Source organism: Mitsuokella jalaludinii, assembly GCF_928722185.1.
In the GTDB taxonomy this organism is placed as follows: domain Bacteria; phylum Bacillota; class Negativicutes; order Selenomonadales; family Selenomonadaceae; genus Mitsuokella; species Mitsuokella jalaludinii.
Map to the genome: position 1 here is coordinate 379,168 of NZ_CAKMXA010000001.1, position 20,588 is coordinate 399,755.

Here is a 20,588-nt window from a genome sequence, read left to right on the forward strand (position 1 = left end):
AGGTGAGCATCATGAACAAGAAAGCAGAAGAATTCAAAGCATACGTCGAGAAGACGCGTCCTCTGGCCTTCACGATCGAGGAGATCCCCGATGACAACTACGAAACGGTGGCCTTCCGGTCGTTTGCGGAGGTCCGCGGCAACCGGCTGCCGCTCGTCGTCATCCTCGACACGAGCATCTACGCGATGATCCGCATCCTCGTCGTGCCGCGCGCCGTGCGTAGCCAGAACCGCGAGGAACTGCTCGAGACGCTCAACCGCTACAACAAGAAGTACAAGACATGCAAGTACTACATTGACGACGAAGAGAACGTCGTGCTCGACACCTGCATCCTCTGCGGCGAAGAGAAGATTGACGGCGACCTCGTCTACGCCATGTTCCGCGTCCTCCTGCAGGAACTTGAGGACCATTATCCAGAGCTGATGAAGATCGTCTGGGACTGACAGAAAACCGCTTCGCAGCAATCTTGCTGCGAAGCGGTTTTTGTGTGCAGGAACATGTTCAGCGCACGAGTCCCTGGACGCCGGGGGCCAGGGAGATGGCGTCGATCTCCTGCCGCTCTTCAGCGGTGAAGTGGGTGTTCTCGATGGCCTTGATGTTGTCGAGGATCTGCTCGGGCTTGGAGGCGCCGATGAGGACGGTGGTGACATCCGCGTCCTTGAGGTCCCAGGCGAGGGCCATCTCGGCGAGCGTCTGGCCGCGTTCTTCGGCGAGCTTGCTCAGCGCGCGGATGGCCTGGAGTTTCTCGGGCGTCAGGGACTTCTCCTTGAGGAAGCGGCCGTCGCGGCGGATGCGGCTGTCCTCGGGAATGCCGCTCATGTAGCGGTCGGTCAGGAGACCCTGGCAGAGCGGGCTGAAGGCGACGATGCCGAGGCCGAGGTCTGCCGACGTGTTCTTGAGGCCGTTCTTCTCGATCGTGCGGTCGAAGATGGAGTAGCGGTTCTGGTTGACGATGAGCGGCACGTGCATCTCGTGCAGGATGGTCGCAGCGCGCAGGAGCGTCGGGCCGTCGTAATTCGAGAGGCCGACGTAGAGCGCCTTGCCGCTCCTGACGATCTGCGCGAGCGCGCCCATCGTCTCCTCGAGCGGCGTCTCGGGATCCATGCGGTGGTGGTAGAAGATGTCGACGTAGTCGAGGTGCATGCGCCTGAGGCTCTGGTCGAGGCTCGCGATCAGGTACTTGCGGCTGCCCCAGTTACCGTAGGGGCCGGGCCACATGTCGTAACCGGCTTTCGTCGCGATGACGAGCTCGTCGCGGTAGGGGCGGAAGAGGTCGTCCATGAGGCGGCCGAAGTTCCGCTCGGCGCTGCCGTAGGCCGGCCCGTAGTTGTTGGCGAGGTCAAAGTACGTGATGCCGTGGTCGAAGGCTGTGCAGCAGAGCGCCTTCATCGTAGCGTAGTCTGCCGTGTCGCCGAAGTTGTGCCAGAGTCCCAGCGCAACGCGCGGCAGGCGCAGCCCGCTCCTGCCGCAGTGCGGATAAGCCATCGCCTCGTAACGCGATGCGGCAGCCGTGTATGTCTTGCAGATATCCATTGTATCATCCTCCAGTCTGCTTCTATTATATACAAAAATCGATCGGTTTGACAGGGTGAGGGCGCTCTGTTTGACAATTGTACGAGGCCGTACTATAATAGGCGGAATGTAAGAGAACGAGAAAGGAAGGATATGGCATGATTTTGGACAATACGATCGGGTACATGATCAGCCGCGTGGCGCGCAAGATTCACTATGCGGTCGACGAGGTGTTCAAGGCGTATGGCATCACGGTGGAGCAGTGGGTGGCGCTCAAGACGATTGCAGAATATGAACCGTTATGCCAGAAGGCGCTCGCCGAGAAGATCGAGAAGAACCAGAACACGGTCAAGGCGCTCGTCACGCATCTCGACGACAAGGGATTCATCGACCGCACACCCAATCCGGATGACATGCGCCACATGATGCTGCGGACGACGGAGCGGGGCAGAGCGCTCGTCGCGCGGCTCACCGAGCTCGACGAGCACAAGAACTTCGATTTCCTCGGGGCGCTCAGCGAGGCGGAGCAGGAGGACCTGCGCCGCATGCTGCGCAAGATCGAGGAAAGGCTCTGAGTGCGGCGCACGACTGCCCGTTATTGGTGTGGAATGGTTTGGAAAGGAAGATCACATGCAGAGAGAGAAGCTATGGACGCCGGAATTCCTAGGGATGGGAGGGAGCAACCTCTTCCTGTTCATGTCGCAGTACATCATGGTGGCTTCGCTGCCGATATTCATCATGGAGACGCTCGGCGGCGGCGACATGGAGGCGGGCCTCGCGATGACGGCCTTCCAGATCGGTGCGGTGAGCTGCCGCCCGCTGGCCGGCCGCATCATCGATGCTGTCAACAAGCAGCGCCTGATGCGCGCCGCAACGATCGCGTTCTTTCTCGTCATGCTCGCCTTCAACTGGCTGCATTCCGAGCAGGCCATCTATGCGCTGCGCTTCCTGCACGGCTGCATCTTCGCGCTCGCGACGACGGCTGCGGCGGCGATGGCTGCGCTCGTGCTGCCGGCCTCGCGCAAGGGCGAGGGCATCGGCTACTTCGCGCTCTCGACGAACCTCGCGATGGTCGTCGGCCCGCTCATCGGCCTCGTGCTCATCGGCAATTTCGGCAGCATAGCGCTGTTTGCCTTTTTGACGGCGCTCGCGGCGCTGACCTTCCTTGCGGCCAATGCGCGCCGGCTGCCCGATGAGGTCGTCCGCCCGGCCGGGCGTCAGAAGAAGGGCTTCCATCTCTCGGACTTCATCGAGCGGCGCTCGCTCGCGCCGGCACTTCTAGGCGGCATGGTCTTCTTCGCCTACGGCGGCATCCTGACTTTCATCCCGCTCTACGCCAAGAGCCTCGGCCTTCAGGCTGAGACGAGCCTGTTCTTCGTCGTCTTTGCCTTCGTCATCATCCTGACGCGCCCCGTCATCGGCCGCCTCTTCGACGAGAAGGGCCCCGACTGGACGGTCTATCCGGGTTTTGCCTGCTTCGCCGCCGGCATGCTGCTCTTCAGCCAGGTCGGGACGACGGCGGGCCTGCTCATCTCGGCCGCCGTGCTCGGCATCGGCTTCGGCGCGCTCTCGCCAGCCTTCCAGACGCTCGCCGTCGAGAGTGCGCCCGCCGCGCGCGCCGGCGTCGCGACGGCCACCTACTTCTGGTCGCTCGACATCAGCGTCGGCCTCGCCGCCGTCCTCCTGAGCTTCGTCGCCGCCCAGTTTGGCTACGCTTTCATGTACGGCATCTGCTGCACGGCCATCATCTTCTTCAACGCCGTGCTCTATTTCATCTGGCGCCGCACGCATCGGAAGAAGCAGAGCACAACAATGACGTGACTTTTTTTCAGATACCATTTACAAGCCTTGTCTTTTGTGTTAAGATGAAATAGTTAATTTAAGGTTGTTTAGTGAAGAGTGGGTGCGAACCCACTCTTTAATCTTATGCGAGAAAGACACGGATGACAGGGTCACCGTGAAGCACAAGCAGAAATCTGGAGGTGGATGTATGGCAAAGCAGCAGGTTGAAGATGCCGTGGAGGCAATCGCGCAGGAGCTCCTGAAGGATCAGGACGTCATTGAGCTCGTCGATGTCGAGTATGTCAAGGAGCACGATTGGTATCTGCGCGTCTACATCGATAAGGAAGGCGGCATCGATATCGAGGATTGTCAGGCCCTGAGCGAGAAACTCGAAGCGGAACTTGACAAGGGCGATGTTGTGCCGGATTCGTACATTCTGGAGGTGTCCTCGCCGGGCATCGACCGCGTCCTGCGCAAGCCGCGCGACTTCGTGCGCGAGCAGGGCAAGAAAGTCGACGTCACGCTCTACGCGCCGCGCGAGGGCAAGAAGCTCCTCGTGGGCGAGCTCACGGGCTTTGACGGCGATGCCATCGAGCTCGACGGCGCGGCGAAGATTGCGCTGGCGGATATCGCACAGGTCCGCCTGCATATCGACTTCTGACGGCGCAAGCATCTGATACAGCAAAAAAAGGGGGCATTCCCCCGTTCATTTGGGAGGATATCATTTTGGCAAGAAAAACGACGAAAGCGAAGGACAATGGTCAGGAATTCCTGATGACGCTCAAAGAGCTCGGCAAGGAGAAAGGCATCGATGAAGAGGTCCTCTTCGAGGCCATCGAGGCTGCCCTGATCTCGGCTTACAAGCGCAACTTTGGCTCGGCGCAGAATGTCCGCGTCACGCTTTCCAGAGAGACGGGTCACTATCATGTCTACGCGATCAAGACGGTCGTCGAGGACCCGGAGGACGAGATCACGGAGATCTCGCTGGCTCAGGCCCGCACGATCAAGCCGGACTACGAGGTAGGCGACGTCATCGAGATCGAGGTGACGCCGGCGAACTTCGGCCGCATCGCCGCTCAGACGGCGAAGCAGGTCGTCGTCCAGCGCATCCGCGAGGCAGAGCGCGGCATCATCTACGAGGAGTTCATGAGCCGCGAGGGTGACATCCTGACGGGCCTCGTCGAGCGCGTCGAGAACCACAACGTCTACATCGACCTCGGCAAGACGGAAGCCGTGCTGACGCCGGCTGAGCAGATCCCGACGGAGACGTACGCGCACGGCGACCGCATCAAGGCATACGTCGTCGAGGTCAAGAAGACGAACAAGGGACCGCAGATCGTCGTTTCACGCACGCATCCGGGCCTCCTCAAACGCCTCTTCGAACTCGAGGTGCCGGAGATCCAGGAGGGCATCGTCGAGATCAAGTCGGTCGCCCGCGAGCCGGGCAACCGCTCGAAGATCGCTGTCTACTCGAAGGACGAGAACGTCGACCCGGTCGGCTCCTGCGTCGGCCACCGCGGCCTGCGCGTCCAGTCAATCGTCGATGAGCTCGGCAGCGAGAAGATCGATATCGTCAAGTGGAGCGAGAATCCGGCCAAGTTCATCGCCAATGCGCTGAGCCCGGCCAAGGTCGTCTCCGTCGCTGTCAATGAGACGGAGAAAGTCTCGCGCGTCGTCGTGCCGGACTACCAGCTCTCGCTCGCGATCGGCAAGGAAGGGCAGAACGCCCGCCTCGCCGCTAAGCTCACGGGCTGGAAGATCGATATCAAGAGCGAGTCGCAGGCTGCTGACGAAGAGCTCGATGCCAACATGAATGAGGTCGAAGTCACGGGGGACGAGTCCTTCACGGCTGAGGTTGAATGATTGCATGATGAAGATCAAGAAGATACCGCAGCGGATGTGCCTGGGCTGCCAGGAAAGCCGTCCCAAAAAGGAAATGGTGCGGATCGTGCGCAGCCCCGAGGGCGAATTCTCCGTGGATTTCACGGGCAAGAAGCCTGGGCGCGGCGCCTACATCTGCCACAAGCGCGAATGCTTCGACAAGGCCAAGAAGAGTCATGGCCTCGAGCGTTCCTTCAAGTCGCCGATTGACGCGGCCGTCTACGATCTCCTCGAGCGCGAATTGTTCGAGGATGAGGCTGAGGGCTGAGCCATGGCGCATACCAGAGAAGAGCGCATCACGAATCTTTTGAGCATGGCCCAGCGGGCGCGCCGCATCGTATCCGGCGCCTTCGCTGTGGAGCAGGCTCTCAAGAGCCGCGAGGCCGTACTCGTCCTCGTGGCCGCGGATGCCTCAGATGAAACAAAGAAAGATTACGCGATCCTAGCGGATCGATACAAGGTTCCCTGCCTTGAGGGGCTTGACCGGGAGACGCTCGGCCACTGCCTCGGCAAGGAGTACCGCGCTGTCGCAGCCTTGACGGACCAAGGCTTTGCGAAGAAGCTGCGCGAGTTGATGAAGGAGCCATGAGTATGAAATAATAACCGGGGGTGGATCAATGTCCAAATACAGAGTTTACGAGCTCGCCAAAGAGTTCAACACGGATAGCAAAGTCATTCTGGATATCCTCAAGCGCAACAAGTTCAAGGCTGCCAATAATTTCTCGAGCGTCGGCGAAGAAGAGCGCACGGCCATCAAGAATTCGCTGAACAATAAGGGCGCCAAGCCGCAGGCAAAGGCACCGGCCGCTCAGCCTGCTCAGAAGCCGGCCGCAAAGCCAGCGGAGAAGCGCGCCGAGAAGCCGCAGGCCGCCAAGCCGAACCACGGCGGCAGTAATAGCAACAGCGGCAATAACAGCAATAACAGCAATAACAGCCGCCATGACCGCCGCAGCGATGCCGGCCGCAACAATAGCAACAGCGGCAACGCGGGCAGCCATGGCAACAGCCGCGCGGCAGCGTCGAGCAGCAACCGCCCGAGCCACACGAATGGCGGCAATAGCAATAACGGCGGCAACCGCAACGGCAATGGCGGCGGCAGCAATAACCGCGGCGGCAACCGCAACGACCGCCGCAACGGCGGCAGCCGCAATGAGCGCGGTGGCCGTAACGACCGCACAAACCGCTTCGGCGGCAATCGCAACGACCGCAATAACCGCCGCGGCCGCAACAACAAGCGCGGCCAGCAGGCGCCGAAGGTCGAAATCGCGCATCCGAAGCACATCAAGCTGCCGGAGACGATCGCCGTCAAGGATCTCGCGTCCAAGATGAGCTACACGGCCGCCGAAGTCGTCAAGAAGCTCTTCATGATGGGCGTCATGGCGACGATCAACCAGGAAATCGACTTTGATACGGCCGCCCTCGTGGCTTCCGAATTCGGCGTGACGTGCGAAGAGTTGCCGCCAGAGGTAGACCCGACGGAGATCCCGGAAATCGAGGATGATCCGAAGTCGCTGAAGCTCCGCCCGCCTGTCGTCACGGTCATGGGCCATGTCGACCACGGCAAGACGTCGCTGCTCGACTGCATCCGCAATACGCATGTCCAGACGCACGAGGCCGGCGGCATCACGCAGCACATCGGTGCCTACCAGGTCAACTGCAAGGGCAAGAAGATTGTCTTCCTCGACACGCCGGGCCATGAGGCCTTCACGGCCATGCGTGCGCGCGGCGCCCAGATCACGGATATCGCCATCCTCGTCGTCGCTGCTGACGACGGCGTCATGCCGCAGACGATCGAGGCCATCCACCACGCGAAATCGGCAGGCGTGCCGATCATCGTCGCCATCAACAAGATCGATAAACCGGGTGCCAATCCGGACCGCGTCAAGCAGGAGCTCATGGAGCAGGGCCTCGTGCCGGAGGAATACGGCGGAGACACGATCATGGTCCCTGTCTCGGCCAAGAAGCAGATCGGCATCGATGACCTCCTGGAGATGGTCCTGCTCGTCGCAGAGGTCAAGGAGCTCAAGGCCAACCCGAACCGCGATGCGCGCGGCGTCATCGTCGAGGCCAAGCTCGACAAGGGCCGCGGCCCTGTCGCAACCGTCCTCGTCCAGAACGGCACGCTGCGCATCGGCGACTCTGTCGTCTGCGGCACGACGTACGGCAAGGTCCGCGCCATGGTCAACGACCGCGGCGAGAACGTCAAGAAGGCCGGCCCGTCCGTACCAGTCGAGATCCTCGGCCTCAACGATGTGCCGGAAGCCGGCGACATCCTCGCCGTGCTCGAGGAGAAGCAGGCCCGCTCCATTGCCGAGGCCCGCATCGAGCGCCAGCGCAACAACCTCATCAAGAGCAAGAAAGTCTCGCTCGACGACCTCTTCCACCAGATCCAGGAAGGCGATATCAAGGACCTCAACATCGTCATCAAGGCCGATGTACAGGGTTCTGTCGAGGCGCTCTCGAGCTCGCTCCTCAAGCTCAACAAGAACGATGAGGTCCGCGTCTCCATCGTCCATTCGGGCGTCGGTGCCGTCAACGAGTCGGATGTCATGCTGGCATCGGCTTCGAACGCGCTGATCATCGCCTTCAACGTCCGCCCGGACGCCAACGCGCGCAAGCTCGCCGACACGGAGAACATCGACATCCGCACGTACCGCGTCATCTACGACGCCATCAACGACGTCAAGGATGCGATGAGCGGCATGCTCAAGCCGAAGTACAAGGAAGTCGTCCAGGGCCGCGTCGAGATCCGCCAGGTCATGAAGTTCTCGAAGGCGCTCGTCGCCGGTTCCTACGTGCTCGAAGGCAAGATCTGCAACAACTCCAAGATCCGCATCATCCGCGACAACATCGAGATCTTCGATGGCGAGATCGACTCGCTGCGCCGCTTCAAGGATGAGGTCAAGGAAGTCAACGCAGGCTACGAGTGCGGCATCTCCATTGTCGACTTCCGCGACTTCAAGGAAGGCGACATCATCGAGGCCTACACGATGGAAGAGATCGCGACGACGATCGCCGATGCCAACAAGGCTGCTGCCAAGAAGCGCGAAGAGCAGGCCAAGGCTGCTGCCGCCAAGGCAAAAGACGCCGAGAAGGACTGAGCTTCACGAAGCACATCGCGAGGCGCGACAAGCGATAACGACCAACAATCAACATACGCAACAGACATAGACATACTAGACATAAAGGAGGGAATGCCATGAGCCAGCTCCGGGTAGAGAAGGTCCAGGAGCTCATGAAGCAGGAGATTTCAAAGATCATCCTGCGTGAGCTCAAGGACCCGCGCATCGGTTTCGTGACGGTCACGTCCGTCGAGTGTACGGGCGATCTGCGCGAGGCCAAGGTCTACGTGAGCCTCATGGGCAGTGAACAGCAGGTCAAGGACTGCTGGGCAGGACTGCAGAGTTCGCTCGGCTTCATCCGCCGCGAGATCGGCAAGCGTATCCGCCTGCGCTTCACGCCTGAGCTTTCCTTCGTCGTGGACAAGTCCCTCGACTACAGCGCGCACATCCAAGAGCTGCTGCTGAAGATCGAGGCCGAGGACAAGGCGAAGAACGATTCGACAGAGTCGACAGAGATCGAAGACGACAAGAAAGAAGAACATTGACATGATAGTGACATTGAGTGAAACAGCAGCCATCCTGGCCAGCGCTCAGCGGATTGTCATCACGGCCCACCAGAACCCCGACGGCGACGCCATCGGGTCCTCGCTCGGCCTCATGCACATCCTGCGCTCGCTCGGCAAGGAAGCTCTCGTTCTGCTCGATGATGATATCCCGGCCATCTTTTCGGTGCTGCCGGGATATGATATTATTGGCAGGCCGGAGGTGGAGAGACCCGTAGAGGCCGACCTCCTCGTCGTGCTCGACACGGCCACGGACCGCACGGGCGATGTGCTCAAGGCAGTCCATGCGGAGCACCTCCTCAATATCGATCATCATCAGACGAACGACGGCTCGGCAGAATACAGTTACATCGCGCCGACGCGCGCGGCGACGGCGGAGATCATCTACGACCTCATGCACGAGCTCCCCGTCCACCTCGACAAGGCGATGGCCATGTGCATCTACACGGGCCTCGCGACGGACTCGGGCTTCTTCCGTTTCTCGAACACGACATCGCACACGATGCGCGCGGCGGCGGAGCTCTTAGACCACGGCGTCGAGCCGAACGTCATCTCAGAGGCGCTCGAGCAGAAGCCATACCAGACTGTCCGCGACATCGGCGAGGCCATCGAGCGCGCCGAGCTCTTCGCCGACGGCCATGCGGCCGGCATCTTCCTCAACGCCGAGACGACGGCGCGCATGAAGTCGACAGAGTCCTTCATCGGCATGATCCGCGTCATCGAGGGCGTCGACATCGCCGTCGTGCTCAAGACGAAGGAGGAGGGCATCTGCCGCGTCAGCATGCGCTCCAAGGGGCTCGACGTCAGCGCCATTGCCGTACAGTTCGGCGGCGGCGGCCACACGCGCGCGGCCGGCTGCACGCTCCTGATGAGCTTTGAGGAAGCCAAGCGCACGATCTGCGAGGCCATCTCGCAGGCCATCCGCGCTTACCACTGCCAGGGGGCGAAATGATGGACGGATTCCTCAACATCCTCAAGCCGCCCGGCATGTCCTCGCACGACGTCATCGGCGCCGTGCGCAAGGTGCTCCGCATGAAGCGCGTCGGCCATGCCGGTACGCTCGACCCCGCCGCGGCAGGCGTCCTGCCGGTTGCGGTAGGGCAGGCCGCCCGGCTCATCGAATACCTCGAGCTCGCCGACAAGACGTACCGCGCAGAGCTGACCTTCGGCTTTGCGACGGACAGCGGCGACGATACGGGGAAAATCACGGAGGAGGTCACGGACTTCATGATGCCCTCGCAGGAAGCCATCGAGCATGTCCTCGCAGGCTTCACGGGTCGCATCCGCCAGACGCCCCCGGCACACTCCGCCATCAAGATCGGCGGCAAGCGCGCCTGCGACCTCCTGCGCGAGGGCAAGGAGGTCGAGGTCCCCTCGCGCGAGGTCACGATCCATTCGCTTGACCTCGTCGCCTATCAGCCGGAGGCGCACAAGGTGCTCCTCGATGTCCAGTGCTCGAAGGGCACCTACATCAGGAGCCTCTGCCTCGACATCGGGGCGGCGCTCGGCCTGCCGGCGACGATGAGCTTCCTCGTGCGCAGCCGCGTCGGCGACTTTGCGCTCGCTGATGCGCTGACGCTCGAAGAGCTCGTCGGGGCGGGGGAGGGCGCCGTCCTGGAGCCCGCGCACTTTTTGAGTCACCTCGAGCGCTACGACCTCGACCCGCGCCGCGAGAAGGCCTTCTGCAACGGCCTCGGCACGGGCGAGCGGCAGCGCGTGCCGGAGACCGACACGCTGCGCGTCTACTGCGGGGGGCGCTTCCTCGGCATCGGCCGCTACGACCGGGCGAGCCAGGAGGTCATCCCGGCCAAGGTCATCCACCGCGAGCTGGCGGCAAAACCATGAGAGGGGAACAAGCGATGCAATTCTATTCCAGACTCACCACGCTACGACAGGACCACCCGCGCCTCGTCATCGCGCTCGGCATGTTTGACGGCGTCCACCGCGGCCACCGCAGCATCATAAAGCGCGCGGTCGACCTCGCGCATGAGATTGGCGGCGAGAGCATGGTCTTCACCTTCAGCAACCATCCGCTCGCCGTCCTCGCGCCGCAGGCCGTGCCGCCGCAGATCGGCAACAATGCACTGCGCCGCCAGCTCATCGAGGAACTCGGCGTCGACATCCTCATGGCCATCCCGTTCACGAAGGACCTCGCGCGCCGCACGCCGGAGGACTTTCTCGCGCTCCTGCGCGACTCCTTTGCGCCGCACATCCTCGTGACGGGGCCGAATTACACCTTCGGCAGCCGCGGCAAGGGCACGCATCGCATGCTGCAGCGCGTGGCGGGCGACTACGGCTTCCGCGCCGAGATCTGCCCGGCCGTCCAGCTCGGCGGCCGCCCCGTCAGCAGCACACGCATCCGCGGCCTGATCGCGGGCGGTGACCTCGCGGCGGCAGAGGAGTGCCTCGGCCGGCCCTTCACTGTGCTCGACCGCGTCATCCACGGCGACAAGCGCGGCCGCACGCTGGGCTTCCCGACGGCCAACCTCGCTATCCCCGACGCCCAGGTCATGCTGCCGAACGGCGTCTACGCCGCGACGGCCCACTACGGCGACCGCGACTACGCTGCACTCGCCAACATCGGCAACAACCCGACCTTCCCGGGCTGCAACCGCCGCATCGAGGTCAACATCCAGGACTTTTCCAAGGACATCTACGACAGGCTGCTCGAAGTCCGCTTCCTGCAGAAGATACGCGATGAAGAGAAGTTCGATTCAGTCGCGACCCTTGTCGCGCAGATGCACAGGGACCGCGAGCGGGCCAAAGAAATCTGGCGCCATTGCTTTACAAGCGCTTGACGGCTGTGATATACTATTGAAAGTGCCAAATGGCAGACCTCAGCCCAGATTGCGAAGAACTCCGACGTATTCTTGGCTGATGGAGATTGTTACATGATACAGGAGGAATTACCAACATGCTGACTCAGGAAGCAAAACAGGAAATCATGCAGAAGTATGCCGTTCACGAGGGTGATACGGGTTCGCCGGAAGTACAGATCGCTGTCCTCTCCGCACGTATCGACTATCTGACGGAGCACCTCAAGCAGCACAAGAAGGATCATCATTCCCGTCGCGGTCTGCTGAAGATGGTCGGCCATCGCCGTCGTCTGCTCAGCTACCTCTACAAGACGGATATTGAGCGTTATCGTTCGATTATCGCAAAGCTTGGTCTGCGTTCCACGGTTGAGCGCTGATTGCTGGCGAGCGATCCTGAAGCGGAAAGCGGGAGCAATCCCGCTTTTTTTTCTGGAAAAATAAACATAGAACAAGAGATACGAATGAAGTAGAGATACAAGGAGGTTTTTATGAATCGCTTTGAGATGGAACTCGCAGGCCGCCCGCTCGTCATCGAGAACGGACAGCTCGCGAAGCAGGCCAACGGCGCCGTGCTCGTGCGCTACGGCGACACCGTCGTGCTCGTCACGGCCACGGCATCGGCTGAGCCGCGCGAAGGCGTGGACTTCTTCCCGCTGACGGTCGACTACGAAGAGAAGATGTATGCAGCAGGCAAGATCCCGGGGGGCTTCATCAAGCGTGAGGGCCGCCCGTCGAGCGACGCCATCCTCTGCGCGCGCCTGATCGACCGCCCGATTCGCCCGCTGTTCCCGAAGGGCTTCCGCAACGACGTCCAGATCGTCGCGACCGTCCTCTCCGTCGAGCAGGACAACGCACCGGAACTCGCCGCCATGATCGGCGCATCGTGCGCCCTGACTGTCTCCGACATCCCGTTCATGGGACCGATTGCGGGCGTGCGCGTCGGCCGCGTCAACGATGAATTCGTCATCAACCCGACGGAAGAGCAGCGCAAGGTATCGACGCTGAACCTCACCGTCGCCGGCTCCCACGACGCCGTCATGATGGTCGAGGCCGGCGCCAACGAGCTGCCGGAGGACGTCATCCTCGACGCCATCCTGTTCGGCCATGAGGAGATCAAGCGCCTCGTCGAATTCCAGCAGGGCATCCAGGCCGACTGCGGCAAAGAGAAGAGCGAGCCGAAGCTCTTCCTCGTCCCGCAGGAGATGGAGGAGGCCATCCGCGACTACGCGAAGGACCGCCTCGACGCAGTCGTCCGCAACCCGGACAAGCTCGACCGCGACGCCCACATCGCCGAGGTCACGACCGACACGATGGAGCACTTCCTCGAGCTCTACCCGGAGATGGATAAAGAGATCGCCATCGCCATCCACGACCTCGAGAAGTCCGTCGTGCGCCACATGATCACCCACGAGAAGATACGCCCGGACGGCCGCGAAGTCGAAGAAGTGCGCCCCGTCTCGTGCGAAGTCGGACTGCTGCCGCGCACGCATGGCTCCGGCCTCTTCACGCGTGGCCAGACCCAGATCCTCACGGTCACGACGCTCGGCTCTCTCGGTGACGAGCAGATCATCGACGGCCTCGGACCTGAGACGACGAAGCACTACATCCATCACTACAACTTCCCGGGCTACAGCGTCGGCGAAGCCCGCCCGATGCGCAGCCCCGGCCGCCGCGAGATCGGCCACGGCGCCCTTGCCGAGCGCGCCCTCGTGCCCGTCATCCCCTCCATCGAGGAGTTCCCGTACACCATCCGCCTCGTCTCCGAGGTCCTCGAGTCCAACGGCTCGAGCTCCATGGGCTCCGTCTGCGGCAGCACGCTCTCGCTGATGAACGCCGGCGTGCCCATCAAGCGCCCCGTCTCCGGTGTCGCCATGGGCCTCGTCAAAGAAGGGGATAAGTACACGATCCTCACCGATATCCAGGGCATGGAAGACGCCCTCGGCGACATGGACTTCAAGGTGGCCGGTACGACGGAAGGCATCACCGCCATCCAGATGGACATCAAAGTCGACGGCCTCTCCCGCGAGATCCTGTCCTCCGCCCTCCAGCAGGCCAAGCGCGGCCGCGCCTTCATCCTCGGCAAGATGCTCGAGTGCATCGACAAGCCGGCCGCCGAGCTCTCCCCGTACGCACCGCGCGTCGAGACGATCAAGATCAAGGTCGACAAGATCCGCGACGTCATCGGCACCGGCGGCAAAGTCGTCAAGAAGATCATCGACGAGACCGGCGTCGACATCGACATCCACGAAGACGGCAACATCTTCATCACCTCCAGCGACGCCGAAGGCATGAAGAAAGCCAAGAAGATGATCGAAGACATCGTCCGCGAAGTCGAAGTCGGAGAAGTCTACACCGGCCGCGTCACCCGCCTGATGAAATTCGGCGCCTTCGTCGAAGTCCTGCCAGGCAAAGAAGGCCTCTGCCACATCTCCCAGCTCTCCAACCACCGCGTCGAGAAAGTCGAAGACGTCGTCCAGGTCGGCGACCAGCTCCAGGTCAAAGTCGTCGAGATCGATGACAAAGGCCGCATCAACCTCAGCCACAAAGCCGTGCTTTAAGCGCGCAATAAAAAGGCTTCCCATCTCAAATGAGAGGGGAAGCCTTTTTTGTACAAGCAACAATCCCAAAACCTAAGGCCGGAGCGAAGCAATCGGCCGCGCCACGCAGAAGCTCAGTCCGCAGACATCCACTTCAGGGCGAGGGCATGCATTCCGCCTGCAGGAGCGAAGTGACCGCCGCAGGCTGAGCCCCGAGCCGCCGCACCTAGAAACAGCGATGCCAGAACGCCGCGTCAGGCGGCGAAATACCTAGATACGTCATCCGTCGCATGGGGCTCATTTAACAGAGCGACGAAGCCAGATCTCCTCTGCAGGCATAAACTTTGGGCGAGGGCATGCATTCCGCCTGCAGGAGCGAAGTGATTGCCGCAGGCTGAGCCCCGAGCTGCCGTACCTAGAAACAGCGATGCCAGAACGCCGCGTCGGGCGGCGAAATATCTAGATACGTCATCCGTCGCATGGGGCTCATTTAACGGAGCGACGAAGCCGGAATGCATGCCCTCGCCCTTTGCCGAACCTTATTTCTTGAACATCTTGTTGAGCGGGTTTTCCTTGAAGATATTGCCCTGCTCAATATACCGGTGCACCATCTTCTCCGAATGATGCCGCGTCTGCCGCATGATCGTCAGCGCATCCACATCGTGCTGCGCCGCACTCGTCGCGAAGCCCCGGCGCAGACTGTGCCCCGCGAAGCTCGCTGGGTTGAACCCCGCAAGCGCCGCGTACTTCTTCACAATCAGTGCCACCGACTTGTCCGTCAGCTGCGAGTCCCTGAGCGTATGGCTGCGCGTGAACGGCCGGAAAAGAGGCCCCGTGTGGATGTCCGCCGCCTGCAGCCAGGCCCGCACCGCCCGCACGGCGCAGACCTCCGGGTCGGGCGCATACGGCACCGCGATCTCCGTGCCGCGCCCGAGCTGGTCGCTCTTCGACTGCGGCACGAGGATCACGAGCCCCTGCGTCGTGAACGTCAGATGCTCCACCTGTATCGCCACGAGCTCCGAGCGGCGGAACGCCCCCGCAAAGCCGAGGAAAATCAGCGCCCTGTCGCGCAGCGAGACGATGTCGTCGCCGAAGCAGTCCGCCAGCACGTAGAGCGTCTCCATCAGGATCGGCGCCTTGCCCTGCTGGAACGTGCCCTTCTCGCGCCGGATCGCCTCCATCGCCGTCCGCACGAGCGCGTCCTTTGCCGGATTGTTCTTGCCCGTGTAGCCTGCCGCCATGTGGTTCTCCGAGATCGCCGTCACGCGCCGCGCCACCGTGTTCGCCTTCGCATCGTCCGCGAGGTCGTTGAGGTAGTTGACGATCGTCTCCGGCCGCGCCGGCAGATCGCGCTCGCCGTGATAGCAGCACCAGTCCGAGAAGTCACTCCAGTCTGCACAGTACGCCTTGAGCGTATTGTCCGCCTTCGACTTCCCGAGGCGCGCCTTCGCCTTCTCCGAGAGGCGCTCGTTTTGCTCGATGCGCTGATTCTTGACCAGCAGGAAATTCTTCTTTGCTCGCATACTTCATCCTCATCCTGATGTACATTCATGTATACCGTAAATTTTCTTCTATTATAGGACAATTCTATGCTATAATGCAATCTGTGATGCAACAGTTACCACAAGAAAGGGGGGAGCTCTCATGAAGAATCTCCATCACCATAGCCGCCGCCATCTCTTCGCGGCCATCCTCGGCTTTTCGTGCCTTGTCATCGTGCTCACGGCGCTCCTCTTGACGCCGCGCCATGAGGCATCCTCGCATCTCCTGACGCCGCCGCCCTCCGGACTCAGCGCGACGACGGCCGAGACGCCGCTCTCATACTCGCCAATACTGACCTGGGACACGGACGACGAGGCCGTCATGTACGAGATCGAATTCTTTACCAAGAAACCCGGGCATCTGTCGCCCGCCAAGAACTCCGATGAATCCGTCTTCCGCACGCGCAGCATCTACCAGAACGCCTACAACGCGCCCCTGCGCGAATTTGCGGCAGACCAGCTCGGCTCCAAGACCGAGCCCATCTACTGGCGCGTGCGCGCCCTCGACTTCAACGGCACGCCCTACACGCCGTACAGCGACCTTGCCGTGCTCTACACCTCGCCGGACCTGCCGCCGATGGATGCGCCCGTGCTGACGGCAGAGTATGGCGGCAGGCGAGGGGAGACGCTTCTTTACCCCGTCTACACCTGGATCGGCCAGACCACGGCCGCAAGCTACGAAGTCGCCATCTACGCGGTGAATCCCGAAGCGGAACCCGATGCCGTGCCGATTGAGACGCTCACGAGCGATATGGCCGAGATCTACGACCCGCAGGCCCATTACGGGTCCGCGCCCTTTTACTGGCGCGTGCGCTCATTTGACGGCGAGGGCAATCCCATGGGGCAGTGGTCGCGCGTGCGCTCCTTCCGCACGGATCCTGCCGACGACTGGCAGGTCGCCGTGCTCGGCGACAGCATCAGCCACGGCGGCGGCCACTTCTCCTACAGCCCGGCCGTCTTCTCGTTCAGCTGGCTCCACTACCTCGACTTCCCCGCCATCAACCTCTCGCAGAGCGGTGACACGAGCGGCATGACCGTGGAGCGCTTTGACCGCGATGTCCTGCCGTTCCATCCGCGCTACCTCATCATCATGACGGGCAGCAACAGCCTGCGGGCAGGGGAGGACACGGACGCCGTCATCGCCGACCTCGAGACCATGCGCCAGCGCTGCCTGGAAAACGGCATCTGCCCGATTCTCGTGACACTGCCGGCCATCAATCCCGAGAACATCGACCACGTCTTTGCGGAGCCGACGGCCGACGACTGGCAGGAGCGCTTCGACGCGGTCAACGCCTACATCCGCACGCACACCTACATCGACATGGCGGCCGCCATCCCGACACAGGACGGCCTGCTGCCGACCCAGTACGCCCTCGACGGCCTTCACCCCGATGCCAATGGCAAGGCCTTGATGGGTGCCTACGTCAACAGCGTCTGGCCTGGAGTCAAGGCCGCCGCCGACCAGGAACTCGAGGAATATGAGAGCACGCCGCAGGATGGTGCAGAGAACTGAGCAGGGGACTTGTACTACGCCTGCCATCTGTACTATAATGAAATGGGGGCGTTTGACCCTCATTTCTTGATAGTACGACTCATGAATACTTTGATTCTGGAGGAATTTCGATGCATCTTCATCATAACCTCATGGCCCTGGCTGCTGCCGGTGCCATTTTCCTCGCTCCCGCCACGAGCTTTGCCGATGCCGCGAGCGAAGCCGCGCAGATGGCCGCCACACCGGTGCAGGCCACAGACGACAGCGCAGCCGCGCAGTCAGCCGTCGGCATGCCAAACCCGATGGTCCCCGCCGCAAGCTACGGCGAGCTGACCGAGGCGCTCGGCGTCCATCCGCTCTACTTCCCGCTGAGCTCCGGCCTCGAGCTGCAGCAGCGCTTCCTCATCGGCGGCACGGTCGCAGACCTCCGCTATGCCTCGCGTTACGGTGCGCCCGAGAAGCGCGCGCAGTTCACCGTGCGCACGGCTGTGGCCGACCCGTCCGAGATGACGGCCGAAGCCCTGAGCGGCGTCTACGGCGCCAACTGGCAGACCATGACCATCGGGAGCACCGAAGTCCAGCTGGCCGAAGTCAGCGAGTCCGCCTTCGTCGCCTACTGGACGAAGGACGGCGTCTGCTTCTCCGTCGGCGCGGAGAACGTCAACCGCTGGGACTTCCTGCGCCAGGTCCGCGACAACCTCATCGACCTGACCGAGCATTTCTACTGAGCAGATGCGGCAGCATCCCCGAAGCGGGGAGACTGCCGCTTTTTTGACCGGCACAACAAAGAAAAGACCCGACTACCCAATTGACAAAGAGAGAACCAGAAAGAAACAGGAAGGATGATATCATGCAGATCCTCGTTGTAGACGATGAAGCCTCCATACGCGAACTCTTGACCTTCAACCTCAAGAAGAATGGCTACGAGGTCACGGCGGCCGCCGACGGGCGCGAAGCCCTCGCCAAGGCCGCGGGTATGGACCTCGTGCTGCTCGACATCATGCTGCCAGAAGTCGATGGCCTCGAAGTCTGCCGCCGGCTCAAGGCCGACCCGCAGACGAGCGGCATCCCTATCATCATGCTGACCGCCAAGGCCGAGGAGATCGACCGCGTGCTCGGCCTCGAGCTCGGCGCCGACGACTACGTCGTCAAGCCCTTCTCCATGCGCGAGCTGCTCGCGCGCGTCAAGGCCGTGCTGCGCCGCTCCGCCAAGGACAGCCAGAGCGAGAAGGGGAGGGAGGAGACGCTGAAGATTGGCGGCCTGCGCCTCGATTTTTCCTCCTATCAGGCATGGCTCCACGACGAGCCCATCGCCCTGACCCCGAAGGAATACGAGCTCTTAAAGCTGCTCGTGACGAACCCCGGCCGCGCCTTCACGCGCGACGAACTGCTCGAGCGCATCTGGGGCTACGAGTACTACGGCGACACCCGCACCGTCGACGTCCACATCCGCCACCTGCGCGCCAAACTCAAAGACGACGAGAACATCAGCAAGGCCATCGAGACCGTCCGCGGCATCGGCTACCGCTTCGCGCGCCGCACAGCCTGACACACGGACAAGACATCCGCCCACTTTGCAAAGATCTTGCATGGGTGGATGTTTTTTTATGTGAAAACCTCCTGTTTTAATTCTAATTTTGCGAATCTTGTGAAGTACAGGTAATTACATAATAACAATTTGTGTTATATTTGTGTTATAATAGAACTTAATTACAGTATATAGGCATCATGGCAGAAGGATGTAGCAAATCTTACAGCATCGAGAAAGTGTGATGTGAATATGAAGGCCCTGCATCTTCCATTCAGTCCGCACAGGGCAATTCCTGCCAGAGCACAATCCAATGGCAAAGGATGGTCAATATGAACAGAGTTTATAAAGTCATCTACAATCGCGCAAGAAATCTCTACCAAGTCGTCTCCGAGATAGTCCACAGCCGCGGCAAGACAAAGAGCCTCACCGCCCAGCACCAGCACGAGCGACTAACCACCGCCATCCTCATCGCCCTGTTCGCCATGGGCACCAGCCTGCCAGTCGGCTGGGCAGCCGATGCAAAAGTCGATGCATCCAATATCGGTGCGAACCTGCAATCGGAAGATGGGACTACCGCTGTCACGGATAATGAGAGATGGATTTACAATCTAAGTGCAACAGCTCCTAGACAACCAAATTAAAATGACACATAGACTTCTTTGCTATAATGGTGTTTGAAGAGAACTACCTATAACAAAAGGAGAGCCTATGTGCCACTACACACATCTTACACCATTTGAGCGAGAAAAGATACTCTTTTTTCTTGCTGAGGGCAAATCCATCACGGAGATTGCCCATCTGCTGAACCGGAGCAAGTCGACCATCTCGCGTGAGCTTCTCCGCAATGCGGCCCCTGCGGACCAGCCTATGTCGTACTGCCCGTTGACCGCGCAAGCGCTCTACAAGCAGCGCAGGAAAGCCTGTCGTCCGCATAAGCGGCTGGAGTATGCACCACTTCATTCCTACATCCAGATCTGTATCCTGGCGTACCACTGGTCGCCAGAGGAGATTGTCGGACGGATCCAGTTGGAGCATGGCTGCCGTCTCGTCAGCGTTCCGACGATCTACCGCGCTATCCACGCAGGACTGCTGAACCCGCCAGGAGCTTCAGCGAAGTTCGTACTTCGGAAACTACGGCATCATGGGAAACGGCGTCACAAGAAAGGCAACGAAGAACATCGTGGCAAGTTCGTCATATCGCACCCCATCGAGGATCGTCCTGCCAGTGCGACGAACCGTTCCGTCCGTGGTCACTGGGAAGCGGATACGGTGGTGGGTAAGCAAGGAAAGGCCTGCCTCGTCACGCTGGTGGACCGGAAGAGCCGGTACTTGCTTGGTGGAAAGGCCGCGAGCAAGACTGCCGCTGCCGTCAACAAGGTGATGTGTGAAGCACTCTCGGGGCAGCCGCATCTTTCGGTCACGCCAGATCGCGGAAAGGAATTCTCGAAACATGCTCAACTCAGCAAGGAACTGAAGCGTGTGACGTTCTACTTTCCTGCTCCGCACCATCCATGGGAGCGCGGGACCAACGAGAATACCAATGGGCTTCTGCGGGAGTTCTTCCCGAAAGGCAAGGACATCACGGATACGCCAGAGGATTACATCCAACGGAAGTACCATGAGTTGAACCTGCGCCCTAGGAAGTGCCTTGGCTACAAAACACCATATGAGGTCTATTTCTCAAAGGTGTTGCACTTAGCTTGACAATTCGCCGAAAAAAAAGAATGAGGAAGCATGGGGCGAGGCCATCGGTCTGGGTGCTGTTGATCTTAATGACAGTCGACTGGTCTCCGGCAAAACCATGTATAAGGAGTTGCATTCCGGCATAACTAGTACCACCAATACGATTGATGCCGGTAAGACTGTTGCGT

The 20,588-nt window shown here is 60.9% G+C and carries 21 protein-coding genes; 19 read left to right on the forward strand and 2 right to left on the reverse strand.

Translation table 11 applies throughout. The annotated features are described in order from the left end of the window. Positions 1 to 11: 11 nt before the first annotated feature. Positions 12 to 443 (forward strand): YbjN domain-containing protein, encoded by a 432-nt coding sequence (locus tag QDI87_RS01785; RefSeq protein ID WP_036376517.1) that lies wholly within the window; start codon positions 12 to 14, stop codon positions 441 to 443. Positions 444 to 501: 58 nt separating this feature from the next. Here QDI87_RS01785 and QDI87_RS01790 read toward each other — a convergent pair whose 3' ends face one another. Further along, positions 502 to 1,533, reverse strand: a complete 1,032-nt coding sequence (locus QDI87_RS01790; RefSeq protein WP_036376520.1) for an aldo/keto reductase — start codon at positions 1,531 to 1,533, stop codon at positions 502 to 504. A 137-nt stretch (positions 1,534 to 1,670) separates the two neighbouring features. Here QDI87_RS01790 and QDI87_RS01795 point away from each other — a divergent pair, with 137 nt between their 5' ends. From QDI87_RS01795 to QDI87_RS01855, 13 genes are all read left to right on the forward strand, one after another. After that, on the forward strand, positions 1,671 to 2,087 hold the full coding sequence (locus QDI87_RS01795) for a MarR family winged helix-turn-helix transcriptional regulator (RefSeq protein ID WP_036376523.1): 417 nt from the start codon (positions 1,671 to 1,673) through the stop codon (positions 2,085 to 2,087). A gap of 55 nt (positions 2,088 to 2,142) precedes the next feature. Continuing rightward, a complete protein-coding gene (locus tag QDI87_RS01800; RefSeq protein ID WP_036376525.1) occupies positions 2,143 to 3,333 on the forward strand; it encodes an MFS transporter in 1,191 nt (396 codons plus the stop codon). Positions 3,334 to 3,502: 169 nt separating this feature from the next. Next, positions 3,503 to 3,955 (forward strand): ribosome maturation factor RimP, encoded by a 453-nt coding sequence (gene rimP, locus QDI87_RS01805; protein WP_036376528.1) that lies wholly within the window; start codon positions 3,503 to 3,505, stop codon positions 3,953 to 3,955. Positions 3,956 to 4,020: 65 nt separating this feature from the next. Then, complete coding sequence (nusA, locus tag QDI87_RS01810; protein ID WP_036376531.1) at positions 4,021 to 5,157, forward strand: transcription termination factor NusA; 1,137 nt, start codon at positions 4,021 to 4,023, stop codon at positions 5,155 to 5,157. A gap of 4 nt (positions 5,158 to 5,161) precedes the next feature. Then, complete coding sequence (gene rnpM / locus QDI87_RS01815) at positions 5,162 to 5,443, forward strand: RNase P modulator RnpM (protein ID WP_036376534.1); 282 nt, start codon at positions 5,162 to 5,164, stop codon at positions 5,441 to 5,443. 3 nt (positions 5,444 to 5,446) lie between these two features. Next, positions 5,447 to 5,764, forward strand: coding sequence for a L7Ae/L30e/S12e/Gadd45 family ribosomal protein (locus QDI87_RS01820; protein WP_036376537.1), 318 nt, complete (start codon positions 5,447 to 5,449; stop codon positions 5,762 to 5,764). 28 nt (positions 5,765 to 5,792) lie between these two features. Further along, positions 5,793 to 8,276, forward strand: coding sequence for a translation initiation factor IF-2 (infB, locus tag QDI87_RS01825; RefSeq protein ID WP_036376541.1), 2,484 nt, complete (start codon positions 5,793 to 5,795; stop codon positions 8,274 to 8,276). A 98-nt stretch (positions 8,277 to 8,374) separates the two neighbouring features. Beyond that, positions 8,375 to 8,782: a 30S ribosome-binding factor RbfA gene (rbfA, locus tag QDI87_RS01830; RefSeq protein WP_036376543.1), complete on the forward strand. Its 408-nt coding sequence runs from the start codon at positions 8,375 to 8,377 to the stop codon at positions 8,780 to 8,782. A 1-nt stretch (position 8,783) separates the two neighbouring features. Further along, positions 8,784 to 9,752 (forward strand): DHH family phosphoesterase, encoded by a 969-nt coding sequence (locus QDI87_RS01835; RefSeq protein ID WP_036376545.1) that lies wholly within the window; start codon positions 8,784 to 8,786, stop codon positions 9,750 to 9,752. After that, entirely contained in the window at positions 9,752 to 10,645 is an 894-nt protein-coding gene (truB, locus tag QDI87_RS01840) for a tRNA pseudouridine(55) synthase TruB (protein ID WP_036376547.1), read from the forward strand. Before QDI87_RS01835 ends, truB begins: the two co-directional genes overlap by 1 nt. Positions 10,646 to 10,659: 14 nt before the next feature. Next, on the forward strand, positions 10,660 to 11,598 hold the full coding sequence (locus QDI87_RS01845; RefSeq protein WP_036376549.1) for a bifunctional riboflavin kinase/FAD synthetase: 939 nt from the start codon (positions 10,660 to 10,662) through the stop codon (positions 11,596 to 11,598). 116 nt (positions 11,599 to 11,714) lie between these two features. Further along, positions 11,715 to 11,993 (forward strand): 30S ribosomal protein S15, encoded by a 279-nt coding sequence (gene rpsO, locus QDI87_RS01850; RefSeq protein ID WP_036376552.1) that lies wholly within the window; start codon positions 11,715 to 11,717, stop codon positions 11,991 to 11,993. A 111-nt stretch (positions 11,994 to 12,104) separates the two neighbouring features. Continuing rightward, complete coding sequence (locus QDI87_RS01855) at positions 12,105 to 14,174, forward strand: polyribonucleotide nucleotidyltransferase (protein WP_036376554.1); 2,070 nt, start codon at positions 12,105 to 12,107, stop codon at positions 14,172 to 14,174. 518 nt (positions 14,175 to 14,692) lie between these two features. Here the strand turns inward: QDI87_RS01855 and QDI87_RS01860 are convergent. Continuing rightward, the gene (locus QDI87_RS01860; protein WP_036376556.1) at positions 14,693 to 15,676 is read right to left on the reverse strand and encodes a site-specific integrase; all 984 of its coding nucleotides are present in this window, start codon (positions 15,674 to 15,676) and stop codon (positions 14,693 to 14,695) included. Positions 15,677 to 15,797: 121 nt separating this feature from the next. On the opposite strand from QDI87_RS01860, the gene QDI87_RS01865 reads away from it, so the two are divergent. The 5 genes from QDI87_RS01865 (at position 15,798) to QDI87_RS01885 (ending at position 20,421) form a co-directional block, all read left to right on the forward strand. Beyond that, entirely contained in the window at positions 15,798 to 17,207 is a 1,410-nt protein-coding gene (locus tag QDI87_RS01865; RefSeq protein ID WP_255240853.1) for a GDSL-type esterase/lipase family protein, read from the forward strand. Between the two features lie 110 nt (positions 17,208 to 17,317). Next, positions 17,318 to 17,914, forward strand: coding sequence for a hypothetical protein (locus QDI87_RS01870; RefSeq protein WP_036376561.1), 597 nt, complete (start codon positions 17,318 to 17,320; stop codon positions 17,912 to 17,914). A gap of 122 nt (positions 17,915 to 18,036) precedes the next feature. Continuing rightward, positions 18,037 to 18,735: a winged helix-turn-helix domain-containing protein gene (locus QDI87_RS01875; RefSeq protein WP_255240852.1), complete on the forward strand. Its 699-nt coding sequence runs from the start codon at positions 18,037 to 18,039 to the stop codon at positions 18,733 to 18,735. A gap of 311 nt (positions 18,736 to 19,046) precedes the next feature. Further along, on the forward strand, positions 19,047 to 19,358 hold the full coding sequence (locus QDI87_RS01880; protein WP_036376567.1) for an ESPR domain-containing protein: 312 nt from the start codon (positions 19,047 to 19,049) through the stop codon (positions 19,356 to 19,358). A 67-nt stretch (positions 19,359 to 19,425) separates the two neighbouring features. Then, a complete protein-coding gene (locus QDI87_RS01885) occupies positions 19,426 to 20,421 on the forward strand; it encodes an IS30 family transposase (protein ID WP_055159828.1) in 996 nt (331 codons plus the stop codon). Positions 20,422 to 20,588: the final 167 nt, after the last annotated feature.

What these genes read in the sequence shown, in the direction of transcription:
- QDI87_RS01785 (WP_036376517.1), top strand. Translation starts at nt 12, where the DNA reads ATGAACAAGAAAGCAGAAGAATTCAAAGCATACGTCGAGAAGACGCGT.
- QDI87_RS01790 (WP_036376520.1), bottom strand. Translation starts at nt 1,533, where the DNA reads ATGGATATCTGCAAGACATACACGGCTGCCGCATCGCGTTACGAGGCG.
- QDI87_RS01795 (WP_036376523.1), top strand. Translation starts at nt 1,671, where the DNA reads ATGATTTTGGACAATACGATCGGGTACATGATCAGCCGCGTGGCGCGC.
- QDI87_RS01800 (WP_036376525.1), top strand. Translation starts at nt 2,143, where the DNA reads ATGCAGAGAGAGAAGCTATGGACGCCGGAATTCCTAGGGATGGGAGGG.
- rimP (WP_036376528.1), top strand. Translation starts at nt 3,503, where the DNA reads ATGGCAAAGCAGCAGGTTGAAGATGCCGTGGAGGCAATCGCGCAGGAG.
- rnpM (WP_036376534.1), top strand. Translation starts at nt 5,162, where the DNA reads ATGATGAAGATCAAGAAGATACCGCAGCGGATGTGCCTGGGCTGCCAG.
- QDI87_RS01820 (WP_036376537.1), top strand. Translation starts at nt 5,447, where the DNA reads ATGGCGCATACCAGAGAAGAGCGCATCACGAATCTTTTGAGCATGGCC.
- infB (WP_036376541.1), top strand. Translation starts at nt 5,793, where the DNA reads ATGTCCAAATACAGAGTTTACGAGCTCGCCAAAGAGTTCAACACGGAT.
- rbfA (WP_036376543.1), top strand. Translation starts at nt 8,375, where the DNA reads ATGAGCCAGCTCCGGGTAGAGAAGGTCCAGGAGCTCATGAAGCAGGAG.
- QDI87_RS01835 (WP_036376545.1), top strand. Translation starts at nt 8,784, where the DNA reads ATGATAGTGACATTGAGTGAAACAGCAGCCATCCTGGCCAGCGCTCAG.
- truB (WP_036376547.1), top strand. Translation starts at nt 9,752, where the DNA reads ATGGACGGATTCCTCAACATCCTCAAGCCGCCCGGCATGTCCTCGCAC.
- QDI87_RS01845 (WP_036376549.1), top strand. Translation starts at nt 10,660, where the DNA reads ATGCAATTCTATTCCAGACTCACCACGCTACGACAGGACCACCCGCGC.
- rpsO (WP_036376552.1), top strand. Translation starts at nt 11,715, where the DNA reads ATGCTGACTCAGGAAGCAAAACAGGAAATCATGCAGAAGTATGCCGTT.
- QDI87_RS01855 (WP_036376554.1), top strand. Translation starts at nt 12,105, where the DNA reads ATGAATCGCTTTGAGATGGAACTCGCAGGCCGCCCGCTCGTCATCGAG.
- QDI87_RS01860 (WP_036376556.1), bottom strand. Translation starts at nt 15,676, where the DNA reads ATGCGAGCAAAGAAGAATTTCCTGCTGGTCAAGAATCAGCGCATCGAG.
- QDI87_RS01865 (WP_255240853.1), top strand. Translation starts at nt 15,798, where the DNA reads ATGAAGAATCTCCATCACCATAGCCGCCGCCATCTCTTCGCGGCCATC.
- QDI87_RS01870 (WP_036376561.1), top strand. Translation starts at nt 17,318, where the DNA reads ATGCATCTTCATCATAACCTCATGGCCCTGGCTGCTGCCGGTGCCATT.
- QDI87_RS01875 (WP_255240852.1), top strand. Translation starts at nt 18,037, where the DNA reads ATGCAGATCCTCGTTGTAGACGATGAAGCCTCCATACGCGAACTCTTG.
- QDI87_RS01880 (WP_036376567.1), top strand. Translation starts at nt 19,047, where the DNA reads ATGAACAGAGTTTATAAAGTCATCTACAATCGCGCAAGAAATCTCTAC.
- QDI87_RS01885 (WP_055159828.1), top strand. Translation starts at nt 19,426, where the DNA reads ATGTGCCACTACACACATCTTACACCATTTGAGCGAGAAAAGATACTC.